The 16912-nt window shown below is 69.5% G+C and carries 11 protein-coding genes; 7 read left to right on the forward strand and 4 right to left on the reverse strand.

The window, feature by feature from the left end; translation table 11 throughout:
- Positions 1-1162: 1162 nt before the first annotated feature.
- The 6 genes from ACFWR9_RS14115 to ACFWR9_RS14140 all read left to right on the forward strand — a co-directional run bounded on the left by ACFWR9_RS14115 (position 1163) and on the right by ACFWR9_RS14140 (position 11605).
- Positions 1163-1402, forward strand: coding sequence for a helix-turn-helix domain-containing protein (locus ACFWR9_RS14115; protein WP_383840630.1), 240 nt, complete (start codon positions 1163-1165; stop codon positions 1400-1402).
- Positions 1403-1588: 186 nt separating this feature from the next.
- Positions 1589-2554: a tyrosine-type recombinase/integrase gene (locus ACFWR9_RS14120; RefSeq protein ID WP_383840720.1), complete on the forward strand. Its 966-nt coding sequence runs from the start codon at positions 1589-1591 to the stop codon at positions 2552-2554.
- A gap of 774 nt (positions 2555-3328) precedes the next feature.
- Positions 3329-4861, forward strand: coding sequence for a TIGR02677 family protein (locus tag ACFWR9_RS14125; RefSeq protein WP_383840633.1), 1533 nt, complete (start codon positions 3329-3331; stop codon positions 4859-4861).
- On the forward strand, positions 4858-6204 hold the full coding sequence (locus ACFWR9_RS14130; protein WP_383840636.1) for a TIGR02678 family protein: 1347 nt from the start codon (positions 4858-4860) through the stop codon (positions 6202-6204). Before ACFWR9_RS14125 ends, ACFWR9_RS14130 begins: the two co-directional genes overlap by 4 nt.
- Positions 6201-10358, forward strand: a complete 4158-nt coding sequence (locus ACFWR9_RS14135; RefSeq protein ID WP_383840640.1) for a TIGR02680 family protein — start codon at positions 6201-6203, stop codon at positions 10356-10358. Before ACFWR9_RS14130 ends, ACFWR9_RS14135 begins: the two co-directional genes overlap by 4 nt.
- On the forward strand, positions 10355-11605 hold the full coding sequence (locus ACFWR9_RS14140) for a TIGR02679 family protein (protein ID WP_383840643.1): 1251 nt from the start codon (positions 10355-10357) through the stop codon (positions 11603-11605). Before ACFWR9_RS14135 ends, ACFWR9_RS14140 begins: the two co-directional genes overlap by 4 nt.
- 432 nt (positions 11606-12037) lie before the next feature.
- Here the strand turns inward: ACFWR9_RS14140 and ACFWR9_RS14145 are convergent, their stop codons facing one another.
- Entirely contained in the window at positions 12038-12703 is a 666-nt protein-coding gene (locus ACFWR9_RS14145) for a hypothetical protein (RefSeq protein ID WP_383840646.1), read from the reverse strand.
- A gap of 151 nt (positions 12704-12854) precedes the next feature.
- Here ACFWR9_RS14145 and ACFWR9_RS14150 point away from each other — a divergent pair, with 151 nt between their 5' ends.
- Positions 12855-13343: an ATP-binding protein gene (locus tag ACFWR9_RS14150; protein ID WP_383840649.1), complete on the forward strand. Its 489-nt coding sequence runs from the start codon at positions 12855-12857 to the stop codon at positions 13341-13343.
- A gap of 58 nt (positions 13344-13401) precedes the next feature.
- On the opposite strand, the gene ACFWR9_RS14155 is transcribed toward ACFWR9_RS14150, so the two are convergent.
- From ACFWR9_RS14155 to ACFWR9_RS14165, 3 genes are all read right to left on the reverse strand, one after another.
- Positions 13402-14349 carry an endo-beta-N-acetylglucosaminidase H gene (locus tag ACFWR9_RS14155; protein WP_383840652.1) on the reverse strand — a complete coding sequence of 316 codons (948 nt, stop codon included), beginning with the start codon at positions 14347-14349 and terminating at the stop codon, positions 13402-13404.
- A 155-nt stretch (positions 14350-14504) separates the two neighbouring features.
- A complete protein-coding gene (locus ACFWR9_RS14160) occupies positions 14505-15170 on the reverse strand; it encodes a hypothetical protein (RefSeq protein ID WP_383840655.1) in 666 nt (221 codons plus the stop codon).
- Between the two features lie 234 nt (positions 15171-15404).
- A complete protein-coding gene (locus ACFWR9_RS14165) occupies positions 15405-16742 on the reverse strand; it encodes an MFS transporter (protein WP_383840659.1) in 1338 nt (445 codons plus the stop codon).
- Between the last annotated feature and the right edge of the window lie 170 nt (positions 16743-16912).

Below are 16912 nucleotides of genomic sequence, written 5' to 3' on the forward strand. Positions count from 1 at the left end.
CCCAACCTTTTTTTAATTCTTGTTGGGTGTGTTTGTTTTTTTTTTTCCCACACGGCCCCCCCCCCCCCGCCCCCCGCGGCGCCCCCACCGGCCCCCCCTCGGCCCTACCGGGCCGGACCGCTCGCGAGGCCAAAGTGACCGACCTTGCCCTGCCAAGCCGCACGATGATCGCTACCCGCTCATCCAGCATGGCCATGGCCCCAGACCGCCGAGGTGTCCGCGCTCCTCCGCCAAGCACATCCCGGCGTCGTAGCGCACTTCTCGCAGATCACGACCACCGCTGACCGGTAGCTCGGTTCTCCCTGGACACCGTCGGCGGCAACAGCGCCTGGATCCGGGAACTCGATGCGGCCCCGGTCGGCGGCTGAGCCGCCCTCGCAGTCTCGTGCGCGAAGGACCTGCCCGGACCTCATGAGCGGGGGACCGAAGTCGTGATCGGCGTGGTCCTCGCCCGGACGATGCCCGCGATGCCGTCGTACTTCCGGCCTCTCCTCCCGCCCAGATGGCCGGGCGGGGCCTCACCACTGCAGGCCCGAGGGCGGATTCGCCCACGGCAGACGAGAAAGAGCCCCTGGGGGCTGGAACCACTCCCGGAGACCATGTCAATGTACAACCTCTCCGGAAAACACCAGCTCAGAGAGGCTTTCAGCGGTGCGGGTGCCAGCGTGCCGCGCTGGCACCCGTCTCCCGTCACGCGCCATGGTTCCTAGCAAGGAGGCCCCCTGCCGAAAGCAGCACTTCAATCGGCCAGCGTCACCGCTCCGATCCTCCTGGCGCTCGGCGCCAGGAACGCACGGACCTGCCAGACGAAAGCCGACTACGCCGCCGTCTGCACAGCCCTCTGCGTCTGCGCCGCCGACCCTTTCGACGGGGGCCCGGTGCAGTGCGGCATCGCCAAGACGTGGTGGTGCGTCGTGGCCCGTAATCTCAGCCGACTCACCGAGGATGGGCTTGTGGTCCTGGCCCGAAGAGGAAGCATCCCCGCGCTCAGGTCCCACCGACTGACATCGTAACCCTCGATTGCGGGGCGGAATATAGGCTACGATCCCCGGTTACCGAAACCGGGGATTCTCCGGATGGTTTAGTGCGTCCGCACCGACTGCTTGGCGGTGGATCGCGTGCGGGCTGGCCGTTGTCCTGCCCTAACCATCGGAGAACTCCCGTGTGTGACAAATTGCTATCGATACAGAGCGTTGCGGAGATATTGGACGTAAGTCGACGTTCGGTCTATCGGTACATAGCTCTGGGGGAGCTTTCAGCCATCGATCTGCGTACGGGTACGGAGCGCTCTCGCGTGCGAGTTCCCGGAAGCGACGTGAAGGCTCTCGTCGAGCGACGCACTTGCTCTCCCGCCTCCTCCGCCACTAGGGCCGTAAGCCCAATGCGTCCACGTGTTAGGTGAGTTGAGAAAGGGAAAATGGCATACCTGCGTAAACTTCCGTCGGGGAAGTGGCAAGCGACCGTAAGGACGCCGGCGGGCAACCGGGACACTGAGACTTTTGCGCTTAAGGATCAAGCGCGGGAATGGGGGGCTGGGCGAGAAGCTCAGTATCGGCGAGGTGTACACCGAGATCCGCGTGGCGGGAAAATAAAATTCCGCGAATGGCATGATCGCTGGTGGGATGCGCGTGTTGTCGAGCCGCATACGCTGCGCGGAGACGCTTCATCCATACGCAACCATGTCATGCCGTATTGGGCGGAGTGGGAGATGCGGGCGATAGGCCGAATCGACGTGCAAGCGTGGGTTCGCAAGCTGATCCTTGAGAAGAAGGGTGCATCAGCGATCCGTCGCTCGTATAACCTAGTGCACTCTCTGATGCAGGCTGCAGTCGATGAAGACCTCATTGCAGTTACGCCGTGCCGGCGCATCGACTTGCCGCCGGAAGTTATAAAACCTCCGGAGTGGTTCACGCTCAACCAAGCCCAAGCGATCCTCGATGAGCTACCGCAACCGTGGAAGACAATGGCCCTGCTGGGCTTCTATACCGGTCTCCGGTGGGGGGAGCTGTCTGGGCTCCACGGGAAGAGGATCGACTGGTTGAGGTCGCGACTATTCGTCGTTGAGGTGAACACGAAATCGGGCATAAAGGAGCATCCCAAGACTGCAAAGAGTCGTCGAGAAGTTCCCTTGCCAGACCACGTGCTTGATGCCTTGTCGCGCCACATGCATGGGAAGGATCGTGGCGATGTTGTCTTCACCACCGTCACCAAGGGGCGAGCCGGCCGATTGCTCGACGACGGAAATTGGCGGCGCCAGACGTGGTGGCCCGCCGTACGCGCGTCCTACTCTCTCGATGAAGTCGGCAGGCGGCGATCTGTGCCCGAGTATCCGCCGCACTCCATGCGTCACACGTGCGCTTCGTGGCTGGTACAAAAGGGCGTGTCCCTGTATGAGGTGCAGCATCTACTGGGGCACGAGAGCTACCAGACCACCCAGCGATATGCTCACCTCGCGCCTGATGCGCACGAGGCGGTTCTCGGCGCGTGGACCCGACTCGAGTCGCCGCTCGTAGTGCCTACCGACGCGGCCCTGGCCGCGGCTGGGGCCCAGTGATCGCAAGCCGCCAATACCTCGTCAGCCCTGCTGGTTCGCTCCCGAATCAGCAGGGCCTCATGCTGCTGCAGGGGGTTGTGAGCCCCGCTGGTCGGTCAGGCTGTGGTGAACCCTCCCTGACGCGTGAGAGATGAGGGTGACGCACATATGACGCACGGGGGTCTGCTTGCCTAGAGGGGAAGTGCCTTCTGACCTGCATGTTCCCTTGTGAACGAGTGGCTGCACCTCTTTCCGATGACTCATCATGTGGAGTGCGTGGCGATCCTGGAGCCGCTGGCGAAGGGTGCCTGACCTGCGGTTTTGCGATGTGTGTGGGATTGCTCGACCTGATTGCCCGTCGTTCCGCGCCCACACCGCTACAGACCGACCTCATCCCCGGGACCGAGGGAATCGAGGCGCGCGAGCCGCACGCCGTAAGGCCACTCACCGCAGAAAGGAGTTCTCCGGCCGGCACTCGCACGCGGCCACGGAGGAGCAGGAATTCCGGCTCCACGCAGTCGTCCCGTAGAAAGCGACAAGATCCGTAGAGCTCTTGAGGACGGTGACGCGTCTGCTCACGGACTGGACCCTGCTCCTGCACGGAGACGAGGAGCGGACCGCCTTCGCCGTCGAGCCTGAAAGGGCATCGGCCATGAGACCGCCCGATTCTCGCCGGTTGAACCCGCTGTTCCGTGACTCGCCCCTGAATGTCAGCGCCGCCCTCTACGGTGGAGATCCGGATGCCGCCGAGGCAGCGGAGGAAGGGCGACTGGCGTGCGCAGGGTGCCACCGGACATGTTCCGGTTCACGACGGTGGAGAGGTCCGATCTGTACGGGGCAGTGCTGGACGTCTTCGGCATGGCCGGCGAGCACCTGGAGACGGCGCTCGGGCTCGACGCGGTGCGAGAGCGGCTGCGCGGGGTCGGCTGGGTGGCGGCAGTTGAGAATGAGGATTTGCATGAGGCGCTCAGGAGACTCGTGCAGTGGGAGCTCCTGGATGTGGTGCACAACCACGCGGAGAACTACCGCACGGCCGAGGAATATGAACGGCGCAACCTGCAATATTCGCTGACCCGCCGGGGCGAGGCCGCTCTTGCCGGAGTGCGGCACGCGCTTGAGGTTCTCGCCTCCACGGGCGCGCTGCAGACGGCCGTGTTGGAGGCGATCGCCGACCGGCTCGACGAGCTGTGCATGCTCTCCGGTGAACCCGCGTCGGCTGATCGACGGATCTTCAGCACGCTGCGGGAGCTGGAGGGGCATCTGGACGCTCTGGTGGAGAACACCAAGGCGTTCAACGGCGAACTGCAGCGCCTCTTGCGCGCCGAGGGCGCGGATCTGGAGGTGTTCCGCGAGGTCAAGGCTGCCACGGTCGCGTATCTGCAGGAGTTCCTGGTCAACCTCGACCGGCGCGGTCAGGCGGTCGCCGCTGCCGTGGCTCGGGTGGAGGAACGGGGGACCGCCGTACTGCGCGAGCGGGCCCTGCGCGGGGCAGAGCTCCCGCCGGTGGCCGGGGAGGACCCCGCGGCCGGCTGGCTGGAGAGCAGGCGGGCGCGCTGGGCGGGCCTGCGGGCGTGGTTCCTGGCGGACGACGGTGCCCGACCTCGGATCGAGCAGCTGCACGACATAGCCCGGCGGGCCATCGTCTCGCTCCTGCAGGTTCTGGAGCGGATCAATGAGTCGAGGCGCCGCTCCTCCAGCGCCGTGCAGGACTTTCGGGAACTAGCACGCTGGTTCGCGGCGGCCCCCGCGGAAGAGGACCTGCACCGGCTGTGGTCGGCGGCCTTCGGGCTCGGTTCGGCCCGCCATGCTCATCTCGCCCACTCCGACCCCGAGCTGATCCCGTCGTCCCATTCCTGGTCCGAGGCCCCACCGGTGGAGGTGTCGGCGCTGCTGCGGACCAGTGGACGGACGGAGCGGTTCACTCGCACGGCCAAGGTGCGGGACGTTGCGGCTGTCAGGGCGGAGCGTGCCGAGCGGGCTCGCGCGGAGCGAGCGGAACTCGCACTCGCCTGGCAGGTGCTGGAGACAGAGGGACCTGTTCGCCTGTCCACCTTCGGCACGTTGGTCCCCGCTGTCTTCGACCGTTTGCTCGACCTGTTCGGCCGTGCCCTGGCCGCCCGGCCGGACGCGAGCGGCTTGAGGCGCGCCACGACGGGAGACGGCCGGGTGGAGATCGCCCTGGCACCGCCTTCCGATGAGCGCACCGCCGTACTGCACACCGCGAAGGGCTCACTGACCGGACCGGACTACGTCGTCCACATCACAGCGGCGGGTGGAGCGAGCGTCTCCTCGGCCCTCCGCGCCACGCCGCAGGAGGCCGCAGGATGAGCACCCTCGCCAACCAGCTGGCCGCCGCGGAACGGGAAGAGGTCGCCCGCGCCGTCCGTCTCCTCCTGGCCCGCCCCCTGCTTACCGAGACCGCCGACCCGACTGGCTTCGAACTGGTACGACGCCGTCGCGAGTCGCTTGCCCAGTGGTTCGACTACACCTGCGGCTGGAGCCTGGTGGTGGAGCCCCGCCGAGGTTACGCCCGCCTCACCAAGGTGCGCGCCAACCCGGACGGCTCCCGCCCGGCTCGTAGAGCGCGTTCCGGCAGGGCCCCGTTCGACCGTCTGCGATACGTGCTGCTGTGCGTGACCGCGGCCGAGTTGCTGTCGATGCCGATGACAACTATTGGCATGCTCGCCGACCGCGTCGTCCAGGCCACGGCGGCCGACCGGGCACTGGCCGCGTTCGACCCGGTCCGCAAGCCGGAGCGGATGGCATTCGTCGATGTCCTGAAGTTGCTGGAGTCGTACGACGTGCTGCGCGCGGTGGATGGTACGACCGAGGCGTACGTCGAGTCCGCGGAAGCCAAGGTCCTTTACCGCGTGGACACCACCCTGCTGATGCGGTTGCCCGCCGCGCCGGTCGGCGCCTCCCGACTCGCCGTGCCCCCGGACGAGGTGCCTGCGCGGTTCGAGGAACTCCTCACCGGCCTGGTGCGGGAGCGCCGCTACGGCGGCGCAATCGTCGACGGGACAGCCGACGAGACGCACAGCGAGAGCGCCGCCACTGATGCACAACGCAATCTGAGGCTGCGCCACTCGGTGTTGCGTCGCCTCTTCGACGACCCCGTGCTGCACCGGGCCGACCTCGCCGAGGACGAGCTCGCCTACATCTCGTCTCTGACTGGACGTCAGATCCTGCGTCGATCGGTCGAACAGGCCGGCTTCCTCTTGGAGGAACGTGCGGAGGGCTTCCTGCTCGTGGACCCGGATGGGATCGCCACCGATGTCCGCTTCCCCGACGACACTTCCACTGCCAGGGTTGCCGCACTGCTCCTTCTGGAGCCGCTCTGCGCCACGCCCGCCGGAATGCTGCCCGAACAGCTTGCCGAGGCTGGAGCGGGTCTGCTGCGGCGTTTCCCGCGCTGGGCCAAGGCGTATCAGTCCGAGGACGGCGCGGTCCGGCTTTCCGACGACGCGGTACGCGTCCTGCGTGATGTCGGGCTCGTCCGCGCGGCCGGGGGGCGTGTCGTCGCATGCCCGGCCGCGTACCGCTATCGCTTGACGGAGACGACGAGTCCGGATCCGGATGACAAGCTCGGCCCGGGGTGGGACGTGAGCGAGCGCGAGAGGGTAGGCGCCGTGGTTTCCGGTGGCGTTGCGGCAGAAGGGGACCAGCAGTGAGTGTGACAGAGCTTCCGGTTCCGCGGAGTCCGGAGTCTGCTGAGTCGCCTGCGACACCGGCGACGTCGGTAGATGCGGCCCGCAGCCGCTGGCAGCCGCACCGCGCGGGCATCCTCAACGTCTGGCGCTACTACGACGAGACCTTCACCTTCCATCAGGGCCGCCTGCTGCTCCGCGGCCAGAACGGTTCGGGCAAGTCCAAGGCGCTTGAGCTTCTACTGCCCTTCCTCTTCGACGCCAGCCTGCGTCCCAACCGCCTGTCGACGTTCGGTGGTTCGGAACGCACCATGCACTGGAACCTGCTTGGCGAAGGCGCCGTCGGCAAGACCCGTGTCGGGTATGTGTGGATGGAGTTCCGTCGCGTCGGCGACGATGGCGCCGAGCGGTGGTTCGGCTGTGGTGCGCGTCTGCAGGCGAGCGTGCACACCAGCGGGGTCCACGCTGACTACTTCACCACCGGCTCCAGGATCGCCCACCCCGCCGGCGTCCTCCTCGTCAACGAGGCGGGACAGCCGCTGACACGCGCAGCTCTGGGCGAGGCCGTGCGCGACCGCGGCGACGTCCATGCCTCGGCCACCGACTACCGCACGGCCGTACGACGTGAGTTGTTCGTCGGCATGGGGGAGCAGCGTTATGAGTCGCTGTTGTCCGCCCTGCTCCAGTTGCGCCAGCCCAAACTGTCCGAACGGCTCGATCCGTCCCTGCTCTCCACCCTGTTGTCCCGCGCCCTTCCCCCATTGGGCGAAAGCGAGATCTCCGAACTCGCCGAAGGCTTCGAGCGGCTGGACCGCCAGCGCGAACACCTCAAACGGCTCGACGACGAGGTGACAGCGGCAGAGACCGTCGCATCCCGGCAGCGCGCCTACGCACGACGTGTCCTGCGTGCCGGCTCGGCCGCGCTGATCTCGGCGACCACGGAGATGGACGACCTCACCCGCGCCGCCCGCCAGAGCGCCGAGGAACTCGAACAGGCTTTGACAGAACGGGAGTCCGCTCAGGCCCGGCGCGAGGAACAGGAACTGCGCGCGCACGCCCTGGAGGAGACCGTCGAGGGGCTGCGAGAGAGCGACGCGTACAAGCAGGGCGAGGAACTCGACCGGCTCCGCCGGCGTACGGAAGAAGCGGCAGCCGTCGCCGGGCAACAGCGTGCCACTGCGCAGGCCACTCAGATCAGCGCGGAGCAGGACCAGAGCTACGCCGACGAGGCGGCGGCTCAGGCCCGCACCTTCGACGAGCACGCGCGCGAAGCCGCCGAGGAAGCACGCCGGTCGGCCCGGGCGGCGGGTACGGAGTCGATCCATCATGAGGTGAAGACGCTTCTCGACACGGATTCCGTACGAAACCTCGCAGACAGCCCGGGGCACGAAGCCGGTGGCCGTAGGCCCTTGGGTTCGGCCGGTACACACACGGCGGGCGAGAATGGGGCACGACAGGCCCGCAGGCTGCTTCGAGGTGCGGTCACCGCCCGACGCCAGCAGGTCGCCCTCATCACCGAAGCGATGGACGAGCACGACCGCGCGGTACGCGACCGGGGCGCCGCCGAGAGTCTGCTGGAGGACGCCCGTAGCCGGCTCGCGGAGGCGATCGCGCGGCGGGACGAGGCGTCCGAAGCCTGGGACGGTGCCCTTGCCGTACAGGCGGAACGGCTGCTCGCCTGGGCCGGCGACTGCGCGGAACTGCGCATTGCCGACGCCGGGGAACTGGCGGCCAGAGCCGCGACCGAGGCCGAGGTGACGGCGTTGGTCGACGCCGCCGCACGCCCGCTGGAACAAGAGATCGCCACAGCGGAGGCCACCGCGCGAGCGGCACGTCTGAAGCTGCGGGACGAGCGGAGCCGACTTGAGGAGGAAGTTCGACGGCTGAGCGACGAGACCGAACTGCCGCCTTTGACCCCTCCCACCCGCACCACCGTCCGCACTGCGACGGCGGGCGCACCCCTGTGGCGACTGGTCGCCTTCCACGAAGGTGTTCCGCTCCCTGTGCAGGCCGCGGTGGAGGCGGCACTGGAGGCATCGGGTCTCCTGGATGCCTGGGTCAGCCCCTACGACGGGATCGCCCTGCCGGGGCACGACACCCGAGCCGAGGCCGCCCTGGCCGTGACCGTCTTGGGGGCCAGTCTGCTGGAGGTGCTGAAACCCGAGGAGGACATCCCCGTCCCGGCCGACACCGTGACCCGCATCCTCGCCGGTGTCGCGTACGGCACTTCACTGCCGGGCGGTCACCCCGCGGCCGTCTCCGCCGACGGTGCCTGGCGTCTCGCGCTCGCCACCGGAACGTGGAGCAAGCCGGAACCCGCTTACATCGGTGCCCTCGCGCGGCAACAGGCCCGGCAGCGCAGGATCGGTGAACTGACCGAGCGCATCAGCGAGACGAACGCCTCCCTCGCCGTGCTCGACGACCAACTGGGCGGCCTCAGCGCTCGCCGCGCCCGGCTGGATGCAGACCGCGCGGCTCGACCCGACCACTGGGAACTCGACGCCCGTCGGCGTGACTGGGACCGAGCCGAGGAGAAGGTGGCTGCCCGGGACGATGCCGTGCGCGACGCGGCTGTCCATCTGGCCCGGTGCGAGACCAAGGTGGCAGGCGCTCTGCGCACGCTCAGCCGTCGGGCGGCTGAACATGGACTGACCACTGATCGCGACCGGTTGCATGAGCTCTCCTCCGACATCGACAGCTTCAGGGACACCGCCGACAGTTGGGTGGACGCCCGTCTCACCGCGACCGCCGCCGCCGACAGGGCACGTCAGATCACCGCGCAGGCAGAGCGCTCGCGCCGAGCAGCCGAGGAGCAGTCCGAGAACGCCGCTGCCGCCGAAGCCGAGGCGGCGGGAACGAAGGCGCGCCTGGAGGCGGTGGAGGCCACCGTTGGCGAGGACTACCGGCAGATCGTCGGGCGCGTCGCCGAGGCGCGCGCCGAACTGCGGCGCTGTCGTGAGGAGGCCGGCCAAGCGGCCGATCTCCTCCTGCGCCTGGAAGGCCGTATCGGAGGTCTGCGAGCAACCAGTGGTCAGGATGCCGAACGACGGGAGCGAGCCGTCACCGCCCGGGACCGTGCGGCGCACCGGTTCCGGCATCTGTGTCTGGTGGGGCTCGCGGAGGATGCGGGTATCACACCGGAACTCGACGCCGGAGACGGCGCGAAGGCCACTCTGGAGGCCGCCCGTGCCACAGCGGCGAAGTGGCCCGGCATCCCGCACGCCCCACGCAACCTGGGCGATGCCGCGACCCGCCTTTCCGAAGCGGTCCACGAAGCCCGCCAGCGCCTCGGTGCCCGTGCCGACCTGGATCTGGAGCCCGACGACGACATCCAGCTGTTCACCGCCACCCTGGACGGCATGCGGGTGGGGGCGACGGGCTTGCTCACCACGCTCACCCAGGAGCGCGACCGCAGTAGTGACGACATCACCACTGCCGAGCGGATCCTCTTCGACCAGATCCTCACCGGCGACATCCGCCGTCACCTCGCCGCCCGCATCCGCCAGGCCGGCGAACTCGTCCACCGTATGAATGGGCATCTGGAGCGGGTTCGTACCGCCTCCAACGTCGCCGTCCAGCTTGTCTGGGACGTCCGTCCGGACCTCCCGGAGGGTACCCGCACCGCCCGTCAGTTGCTGCTGAAGGACCCCGGCCGGGTCAACGAGACCGACCGGGAAGCTCTGCACGATTTCTTCCGCGCTCGTATCGAGGAGGCCAAGGGCAGCGACACGGCCGCGAGCTGGGAGGAGCAGCTCGGCGAGGTGCTCGACTACACCGCCTGGCACCGCTTCACCGTTCGCCTCGATCGGGCGAACGGGACCGGCTGGCAGCCGCTGACCAAGAAGCTGCACGGCGCACTCTCCGGCGGAGAGAAGGCCATCGCCCTGCACCTGCCACTGTTTGCGGCCGTTGCCGCCCACTACGAGGCCGTGCCGCTGGCACCCCGCCCCATCCTGCTCGACGAGGTCTTCGTCGGCGTGGACGCGGTCAACCGCGGACAGGTCTTCGCCCTGCTCACCGCACTCGACCTTGATCTCATGGTCACCTCCGACCACGAGTGGTGCACCTATGGCGAACTACCTGGCATCGCTGTCCACCAACTCCTCACCGACGGGGACGATGACGCTGTCACCAGCGCTCGCTTCGTCTGGAACGGCACCGATTTGGAGGCGGGATGACCCACACCGAACCGGCCCCGGGTGAACGCACCCTGCGCCGTCCCGAGCTCCGCCCGCTCTGGCACACGGTCCACAGCCGACTGTCCTCCGGCCGCCCCGTCACACGGGTGCGCCTCGGACCGCTTGACGAAGCTCAGCGCGAGGCTCTCGCCGACCTTCTGGGTCTGGACCGCCTGCCGGATCCGCACCCCTCCGTCTCACTGGCCCGCCTGGAAGAGGCCGTCACCGAGCTGTCCGGCTTCTCGGTTCGTGAAACCGTCACCGAACTCGTAGGCCCCCTCGACGATCGCGCGACAGAACGACGCCGAAAGGAAGACGAACGTGCCGAGCTGTGGGCATGGTTGGACGGCCATGCGACCGTGCGGGCCCAGCCCGCGCTTGCCGGCTGGACCGCGTCGTGCCGAGCCACCGGCCTGGTCGGTGGCTCACCGGAACTGACCCGAAACCTGCTCGCAGACGCGTTGACAGTGCTCGCGGAACTCCCGGCCCAGGCCGAGCCCCTGCCCGTCTTCGCTGCCCGGGTCCTGAAGGGTGACTCCCACGCACTCGACGACGGTACCCGCCTGTCCACACTCGTCCTTCGTGCTCTGGCGACTCTTCACGACACCGCCGCGCCGGAGTCCGCGGCGGACCGGCGCGCCCTGTGGACTCGCGCGGGCGTCGCCGACGACGACCTGTCGGCCACCGTTCTCGTCGGTGGACTACGCCCGGCCGGTGAAGGACCGCTCGCCCGCGTTGCCCGTGTTTGTGCCGAGGTTGGTCAGGCCGCCAGTCTGACCCTCGCCCAGCTGCGGGCCCCGGGCGAGTTCACCCTCGCCTCCGATCCGGCACCCGTCGTCCACGCCGTGGAGAACCCCAGCATTCTGGCTCTGGCCGTACGTCGCTTCGGCCCGGACTGTCCTCCGCTGGTGTGCACATCCGGCTGGCCCAACAGTGCGGCCATCCACCTCCTCCGCCTTCTCGCGGATCGAGGTGCCATCCTCCGCTACCACGGCGACTTCGATGGCGAAGGCATCCGCATCGCCGCCTATCTTCTGGACAAGACGCCGGCTCGGCCCTGGCGCATGACGGCGGCGGACTACCGGGCCGCGGTCGCCCGCGCACCGCACGGACCTGAGCCCGGCCGACTCACCGAGGCTCCCTGGGACCCAGAGCTGACCCGTGCCATGGCCGAACACGGTACCGCCGTGGTCGAGGAACTGGTGGCTGGCGTCCTGTTGGCGGACCTGACCGAAGCGACTGGTTGAGGAAGCTGGGCCGACCAGCCGTGCGCTCATTTGACGCTCTGGGCGCCCTCACGCTGCTCGGCGAGCTGAGAAAGCTCCTCTGACCTGGTCTTTTCCACGTCTTACTCAGGCCGACATCTTTCCGATGACGTCGCACGTGGAGTGCGTGGCCATTTTGGAGCCCGCTACAAAGGGGCTCTGACCTGCAGTTTCCCCGGGGGAGTTCCGATGCCGTCGCCACGGGTGGCTGTCCGTCGTTTCGACACTCGTTCTGACGAGCCGTCACTGCAGGTCGGACGCTCCAGGACGAGCGCCGGTCGGCACGACGCTGTGCCGGCGCGGCTGCGGTTGCGTATGCCGACAGAAGTGGCTGAGCGGACGCGCAGGCCGGGCTTCCCAGCGGCAGCGACGGACGAGAAGGTCCGCCCGCCGGGTGTCCGGCGGGCGCGGGGGTCATGGGCGCGCGGCGCCGGCAGCAGGTTCCGCCCGGCCGCTGTGGCCGGGCGACACGGGCGAGGGCACCCCGTCTCTGGCGGGATCGCCGGTGTGGAGGCCGATCATGCCGAAGGCGGTGAGTGCCGCGGCGACGGCGGCCGCCGCGGCGCACACCAGGAACGCGGTGCTGAAGCCGCTGCCCAGGGCGTCCAGGGCCAGGCTGTGGGCCGCGGACCCCGGAGCGCCCGGCGGCAGGCTGTTCACGGCGAGGGGGCCGCCTGTCGCGGCGATCTCCCGTGCTGCCGCGGCCTCAGCGGCCGGCAGGACCGTGCCGGAGAGGTTCGTCGCGAACGCCGACCCCGCGCCGCTGAGGGCGACCGCGCCGACGACGACCGGACCGAGGGCGAACCCGAGGTCGCGCAGCATGTTGGTGGTGGCGCTGGCCATGCCCGCCAGGCGCGGGGGCACGCTGCCCAGCGCCACGGCCGTGACGGAGCTGACGGTCAGGGCGAACCCGACGCCGATCAGCAGGGCGGGAGCCACGAACGCGCCGAGCCGCGGGTCGGTGACGTCCAGCCGGGCGCACAGCAGGCAGCCGACCGCCATGAGGACGAACCCCGAGGGACCCTGCCCCGCGTCGTCCGCCACCACGGTCCCGGCCTTCTCGCCCGCAACCTCGCTCATTGCCACCGACATCGCCTCCCTGCCCCAACGCCGTCCCGGTGGGAGTCGTCACGCCGCCCACCTCGTACCCGTGTCACCACGGCGCGTACATCGGGTCGCGTCGGTGCGTCACCACTGGTCACGCTACGCGACTGGTAGCACCGTTGTCGGCATGACGAGTCAACTCCCCAGCCCCATCGGCACCTCCCAATCCGCCTGTGTCAGCGCCAACTTGGGCCACTCCTTCGCGATGCGGTTCACCTCCACCCCACGCGGCGCCCGTCTCGCCCGCCGACTGGCCGCGCACCGACTGGACACCTGGGGCATCCCGTACGGCACCGGCCCGCACGAGGAAATCGTGCTGGTACTCGGGGAGCTGACCGCCAACGCCGTACAACACGGCCACGTCCCCAGCCGCGACTTCCACCTGCACCTGCACGTGATCGAGCCCTCTCGCACGGTCCGGATCGAGGTCACCGACACCCGTACCGAACGTACGCCGCCGGACCCGGAGGACGTACGCGCTCCGGGCGGCGAGGACGAAACCGGCCGAGGGCTGCTTCTCGTCGCGGCGCTCGCCACCCGCTGGGGCTGGCATCCGCGGTCCGGAGGGCCGGGCAAGACGGTGTGGGCCGAGCGGGTCTTCGCGACGCCCACCTGAGACCACTGGGGGTCGGACATCGTTGTCGGGAGGCCTCCCGGCTTGGCTTGCGGATGGCCTACGGCGTGTAGACGGCGTCACTGCCGTACAGCTCCCTGGTGAACGCCGAGACGTCGGCGCTGCGGTCGGCGCCGTCGAGGTTGTACGTCAAGTAGACGCCGTATCCCTCGCTGACGGTGCGGCGGGCGAGGTTCGTGACCGTGCTCTGGGAGGTTCGGCCGATCTCGACGGCCGCCGGTGACAGCTTCGACTTGGGCAGGGCGATGCCGGGGGCCTGCCAGGTGCCGTAGTACGGGTTCCAGGCGTAGTCGAACTTCGAGGAGATGTCGACGCCGTCGTACGACAGGCGCGTTGCGGCCGGGCCGATGTTGTAGAGGCTGATGACCTTGTCCGGCATGTTCGCGCGCAGTGCCGTCACCAGGTGCACGAACGAGCTGTCGTTGGGCTGGGCGGTGCCGTTCTTGCCGTACTCGGCGTATTCGTCGTCGAAGTCGATGCCGTCGAGGCCGTACTGGGCCACGGCGTCCGACATCTCCTTCGCGAAGGCCGAAGCCGCCTGCTGGGACGTGAAGTTGGCGAACCCCGCGCCCTGGTGGTTGCCCAGCACCGAGAGGACGACCTTGATGCCCTTCTGCTGCAACGGCCGTATCTCCGTGGCGGCGTTGTCGAGGACGCGTTGCACGTTCTCGTTGAAGTGCAGGTACGCCTTCTTGGTGTTGGTGTCGTAGTTGATGTTGGCCGCGAAGATGACGGCGACGTCGAAGGCGTTGCCGCCGCCGTCGGCGAGTGTGTACTTGCCGGCGTTGAGCATGCTGTTGTTGTTCACCTCGATGTAGGCCACCGAGGTCGGTCCCTGCTTGGCGGGTGCGGGTGCGGGTGCGGGTGCGGGTGCGGGAGCAGGGGCCGCTGCCGCGCCGGTCGTGGTGGTCGTGCCGAGGGCGAGGGACGCGACGGCCGAGAGTGCGAGCGCGGCCGTCCGAACTCTGCTCCGTACCAGAGTCAACATCGTGGATCCGTCTCCCATCGCATCGCGGCGCCCGACGTGTTCGGAAGCGCCGAGTGAGCCTCCGAGTGTTCCGGTGCCGCGACCGACTCCCGAGGGCCGTGCGCGAACTCTTCACGATTTCCACGCACGGACTGCTGCTGGTGCCCGGCCGTCCTTCAGCGTGCGTCCGCGCTGCGCAGCGTCAGGATGCGTACGGTGCGCTCGCCCCGTGGGCCTCCCGGCCGTGCCGGCAGCGGTAGTTGTCGAGGACCAGGATGTCGCCCTCGTTCAGCCGGAAGCGTGGCAGGGAGGCTTCGGCGTCCAGGGCGGCCTCGCGGAAGCGGGTCAGTTGGTCGTGGATGTGCTCGGTGTCCGGGTCGCGGTGGAGGGGGACCGCGCCGTCGGTGCGGCGGACGATGCGTCGGCCCGTGCGGGTGCACTCGACGTGTCGTCCCGCGCGGAAGGGCGGGCAGGCCGCGCAGTCCCGCCCACGCCCCGTACAGGTCCACGTCGGTGCCGGTGAGGAAGTCGTGCAGGGCGGGGTCGGCCGAGGCCAGGCCGCCGACGAAGCCGTAGGCGTCCAGCGCGAAGGAGTCGCCGCCCTCGGGGGCCGGGCGGGCGCACTGGATGAGGACGTGGTCCTCGGCGGGGTCGCGCCGGCGCCGGTGGACCCCGCCGATGTCGACCACCACGTCGCAGCTGTCGGCCTGCAGATGGACGGGGTCACCGTCCCGTGAGGTGCGTACCCGGTGCGGATACAGCTCGGGCAGACGGTCGCCGACTACCTGGGCCGCGGCGACCACCAGGGCGTCGGACGTGTTCTCGTGACCGGCGAGGATCACCGCCCCGTCGCGGTCGAGCAGGGCGCGTACCTCCTCGGAGTCGCGGCCCAGGCGTGCGCGGGCGGGGGCGACTTGGGAGGATTCCGGGGCTTCGCGGGGGACTGGGGTCTCGCCCGGCCCTGGGGTGTTGCTGGGCCCTGGGGTCTTGCCGGGCCGTGGGGTTTCGCGGGGTCCCGGCGTCTCAAGGGATCGGTTGACATGAGCGGGTGCGTGCATGGCTTCAGGCCGGCGCATTCAGCGACCGGCTCCGGTCATCCGTGGTTCGGCGTGCCCTGACTCCGGGCGGCGGGAGAAGCCGCGGGAGGACGGGACCAGGGCGGCCGCGGCGGGTGCCGCGAAGCAGGTGACCGCGCAGACGACCAGGACCGGCCTGGCGCCGAAGGCGTCGATGGCGGGGGCGATCAGGGCGAGTCCGAGCGGGGCCAGGCCGTAGGAGAGCAGGAAGTCCAGGGAGGAGACCCGGGCCAGCTTGTCCGGCGCCACCTCGCGTTGGGCGGCGGTGAACCACGGCACGTTGAACAGCTCGATGCCGATGCCCGCGACGGCGTAGGCGGCCATCACCACGGTGGGGTGCACGGGGAACACGAGGCTGAGGGGCGCGAATCCGTAGGCGGCGAGGCCTGCCAGGGCGGCCCGGCCGGGGGAGCGGGGGCGCCAGCGGGCGATGAGCAGCGCACCGGCCAGTGCTCCGGCGGTGTAGGCGGTCATCGCGCCCGCGAGGACGACCTCGGTGCCGTACTCGTCCCTGCTGACCAGGGGCAGCGCCACACCGGTCGCCGAGTAGCCGGTGGCTATGACGGCCGTCAGCGCGCCCAGGCCCGCGATGAACCAGGGGTGCCTGCGAGCCTCCCGGACGCCGTCCACGAAGTCCGCGAGGAACGACGTGCCCGGGGCGGTGCGCGGGACGGTGCCCGGGGCGGCCGGCTCCTTCCGCGTGCCGTCAGTGGTGTCGGGGGTGTCGGGTCGCGCGCCGCGGCCGGGTACGCACGCGGCGACCAGCCACAGCACTCCGATGGCCATCAGGAGCGTCCCGGTGTCGAGGAACACGGCGAGCAGGGCGGCCAGCGAGGGGCCCACGAGTGTGGTGACGCGTACCGCGAGGGTCATGGCGGCGTTCGCCTGCTGCCTGCGGTCGGCGTCCACCACCTCGGCGGTCAGGGCCTGGTAGGCGGGCCGGCAGGCACCCTGCCCGGCTCCGGCGACCGCGGCCGCGGCGGCCATCAGCAGCACCGAGCGGTCCAGCCCGGCGGCCAGCACGGGGGCCGCCGCCCCGGAGGCGAGCCCCGCCCACAGGACGACGCTCCGACGGGAGTGCCGGTCGGCCAACACCCCGGCCACGGGCACCGCGGCGAGGAACCCCACGGTGCGGGCCGCGAGCAGCAGACCGAGGTCGGTGGCGCCGAGGGTGCGGTCGAGTACCGCCAGTCCGAGCACGAACGGCAGGGCCCAGGTGGCCAGGCCCGATGCGGTGGCGCCCGTCCAGAGTCGGAGGAACGCGACGTCGAGCAGGATGGACCGTTGCCCTCCGGACCCGGCCCCGGCGGACGTGGTCGGTGCGGGTGAGGTCGGCACGATGGAGCGCTCCAGTCCTGGTGGGGTGAAGGTACGGGCGGTGCGGGGGAGTTGGGTGGTGGGGCGGAGTTGAGTCGGGCGGTGGGGCGGACCCGCGACGGCGGACGGCCGGGGCGTCGCTCAGGCAGGCTATCGTAATGACAATCATTTCCGTTAGAGTCCCTGTCGGC

It is taken from the genome of Streptomyces sp. NPDC058534 (assembly GCF_042717365.1).
In the GTDB taxonomy this organism is placed as follows: domain Bacteria; phylum Actinomycetota; class Actinomycetes; order Streptomycetales; family Streptomycetaceae; genus Streptomyces.

Coding starts and splice junctions, on each gene's coding strand:
- ACFWR9_RS14130 (WP_383840636.1), top strand. CDS start 4,858: ATGAGCACCCTCGCCAACCAGCTGGCCGCCGCGGAACGGGAAGAGGTC.
- ACFWR9_RS14125 (WP_383840633.1), top strand. CDS start 3,329: ATGTTCCGGTTCACGACGGTGGAGAGGTCCGATCTGTACGGGGCAGTG.
- ACFWR9_RS14140 (WP_383840643.1), top strand. CDS start 10,355: ATGACCCACACCGAACCGGCCCCGGGTGAACGCACCCTGCGCCGTCCC.
- ACFWR9_RS14145 (WP_383840646.1), bottom strand. CDS start 12,703: ATGAGCGAGGTTGCGGGCGAGAAGGCCGGGACCGTGGTGGCGGACGAC.
- ACFWR9_RS14155 (WP_383840652.1), bottom strand. CDS start 14,349: ATGTTGACTCTGGTACGGAGCAGAGTTCGGACGGCCGCGCTCGCACTC.
- ACFWR9_RS14150 (WP_383840649.1), top strand. CDS start 12,855: ATGACGAGTCAACTCCCCAGCCCCATCGGCACCTCCCAATCCGCCTGT.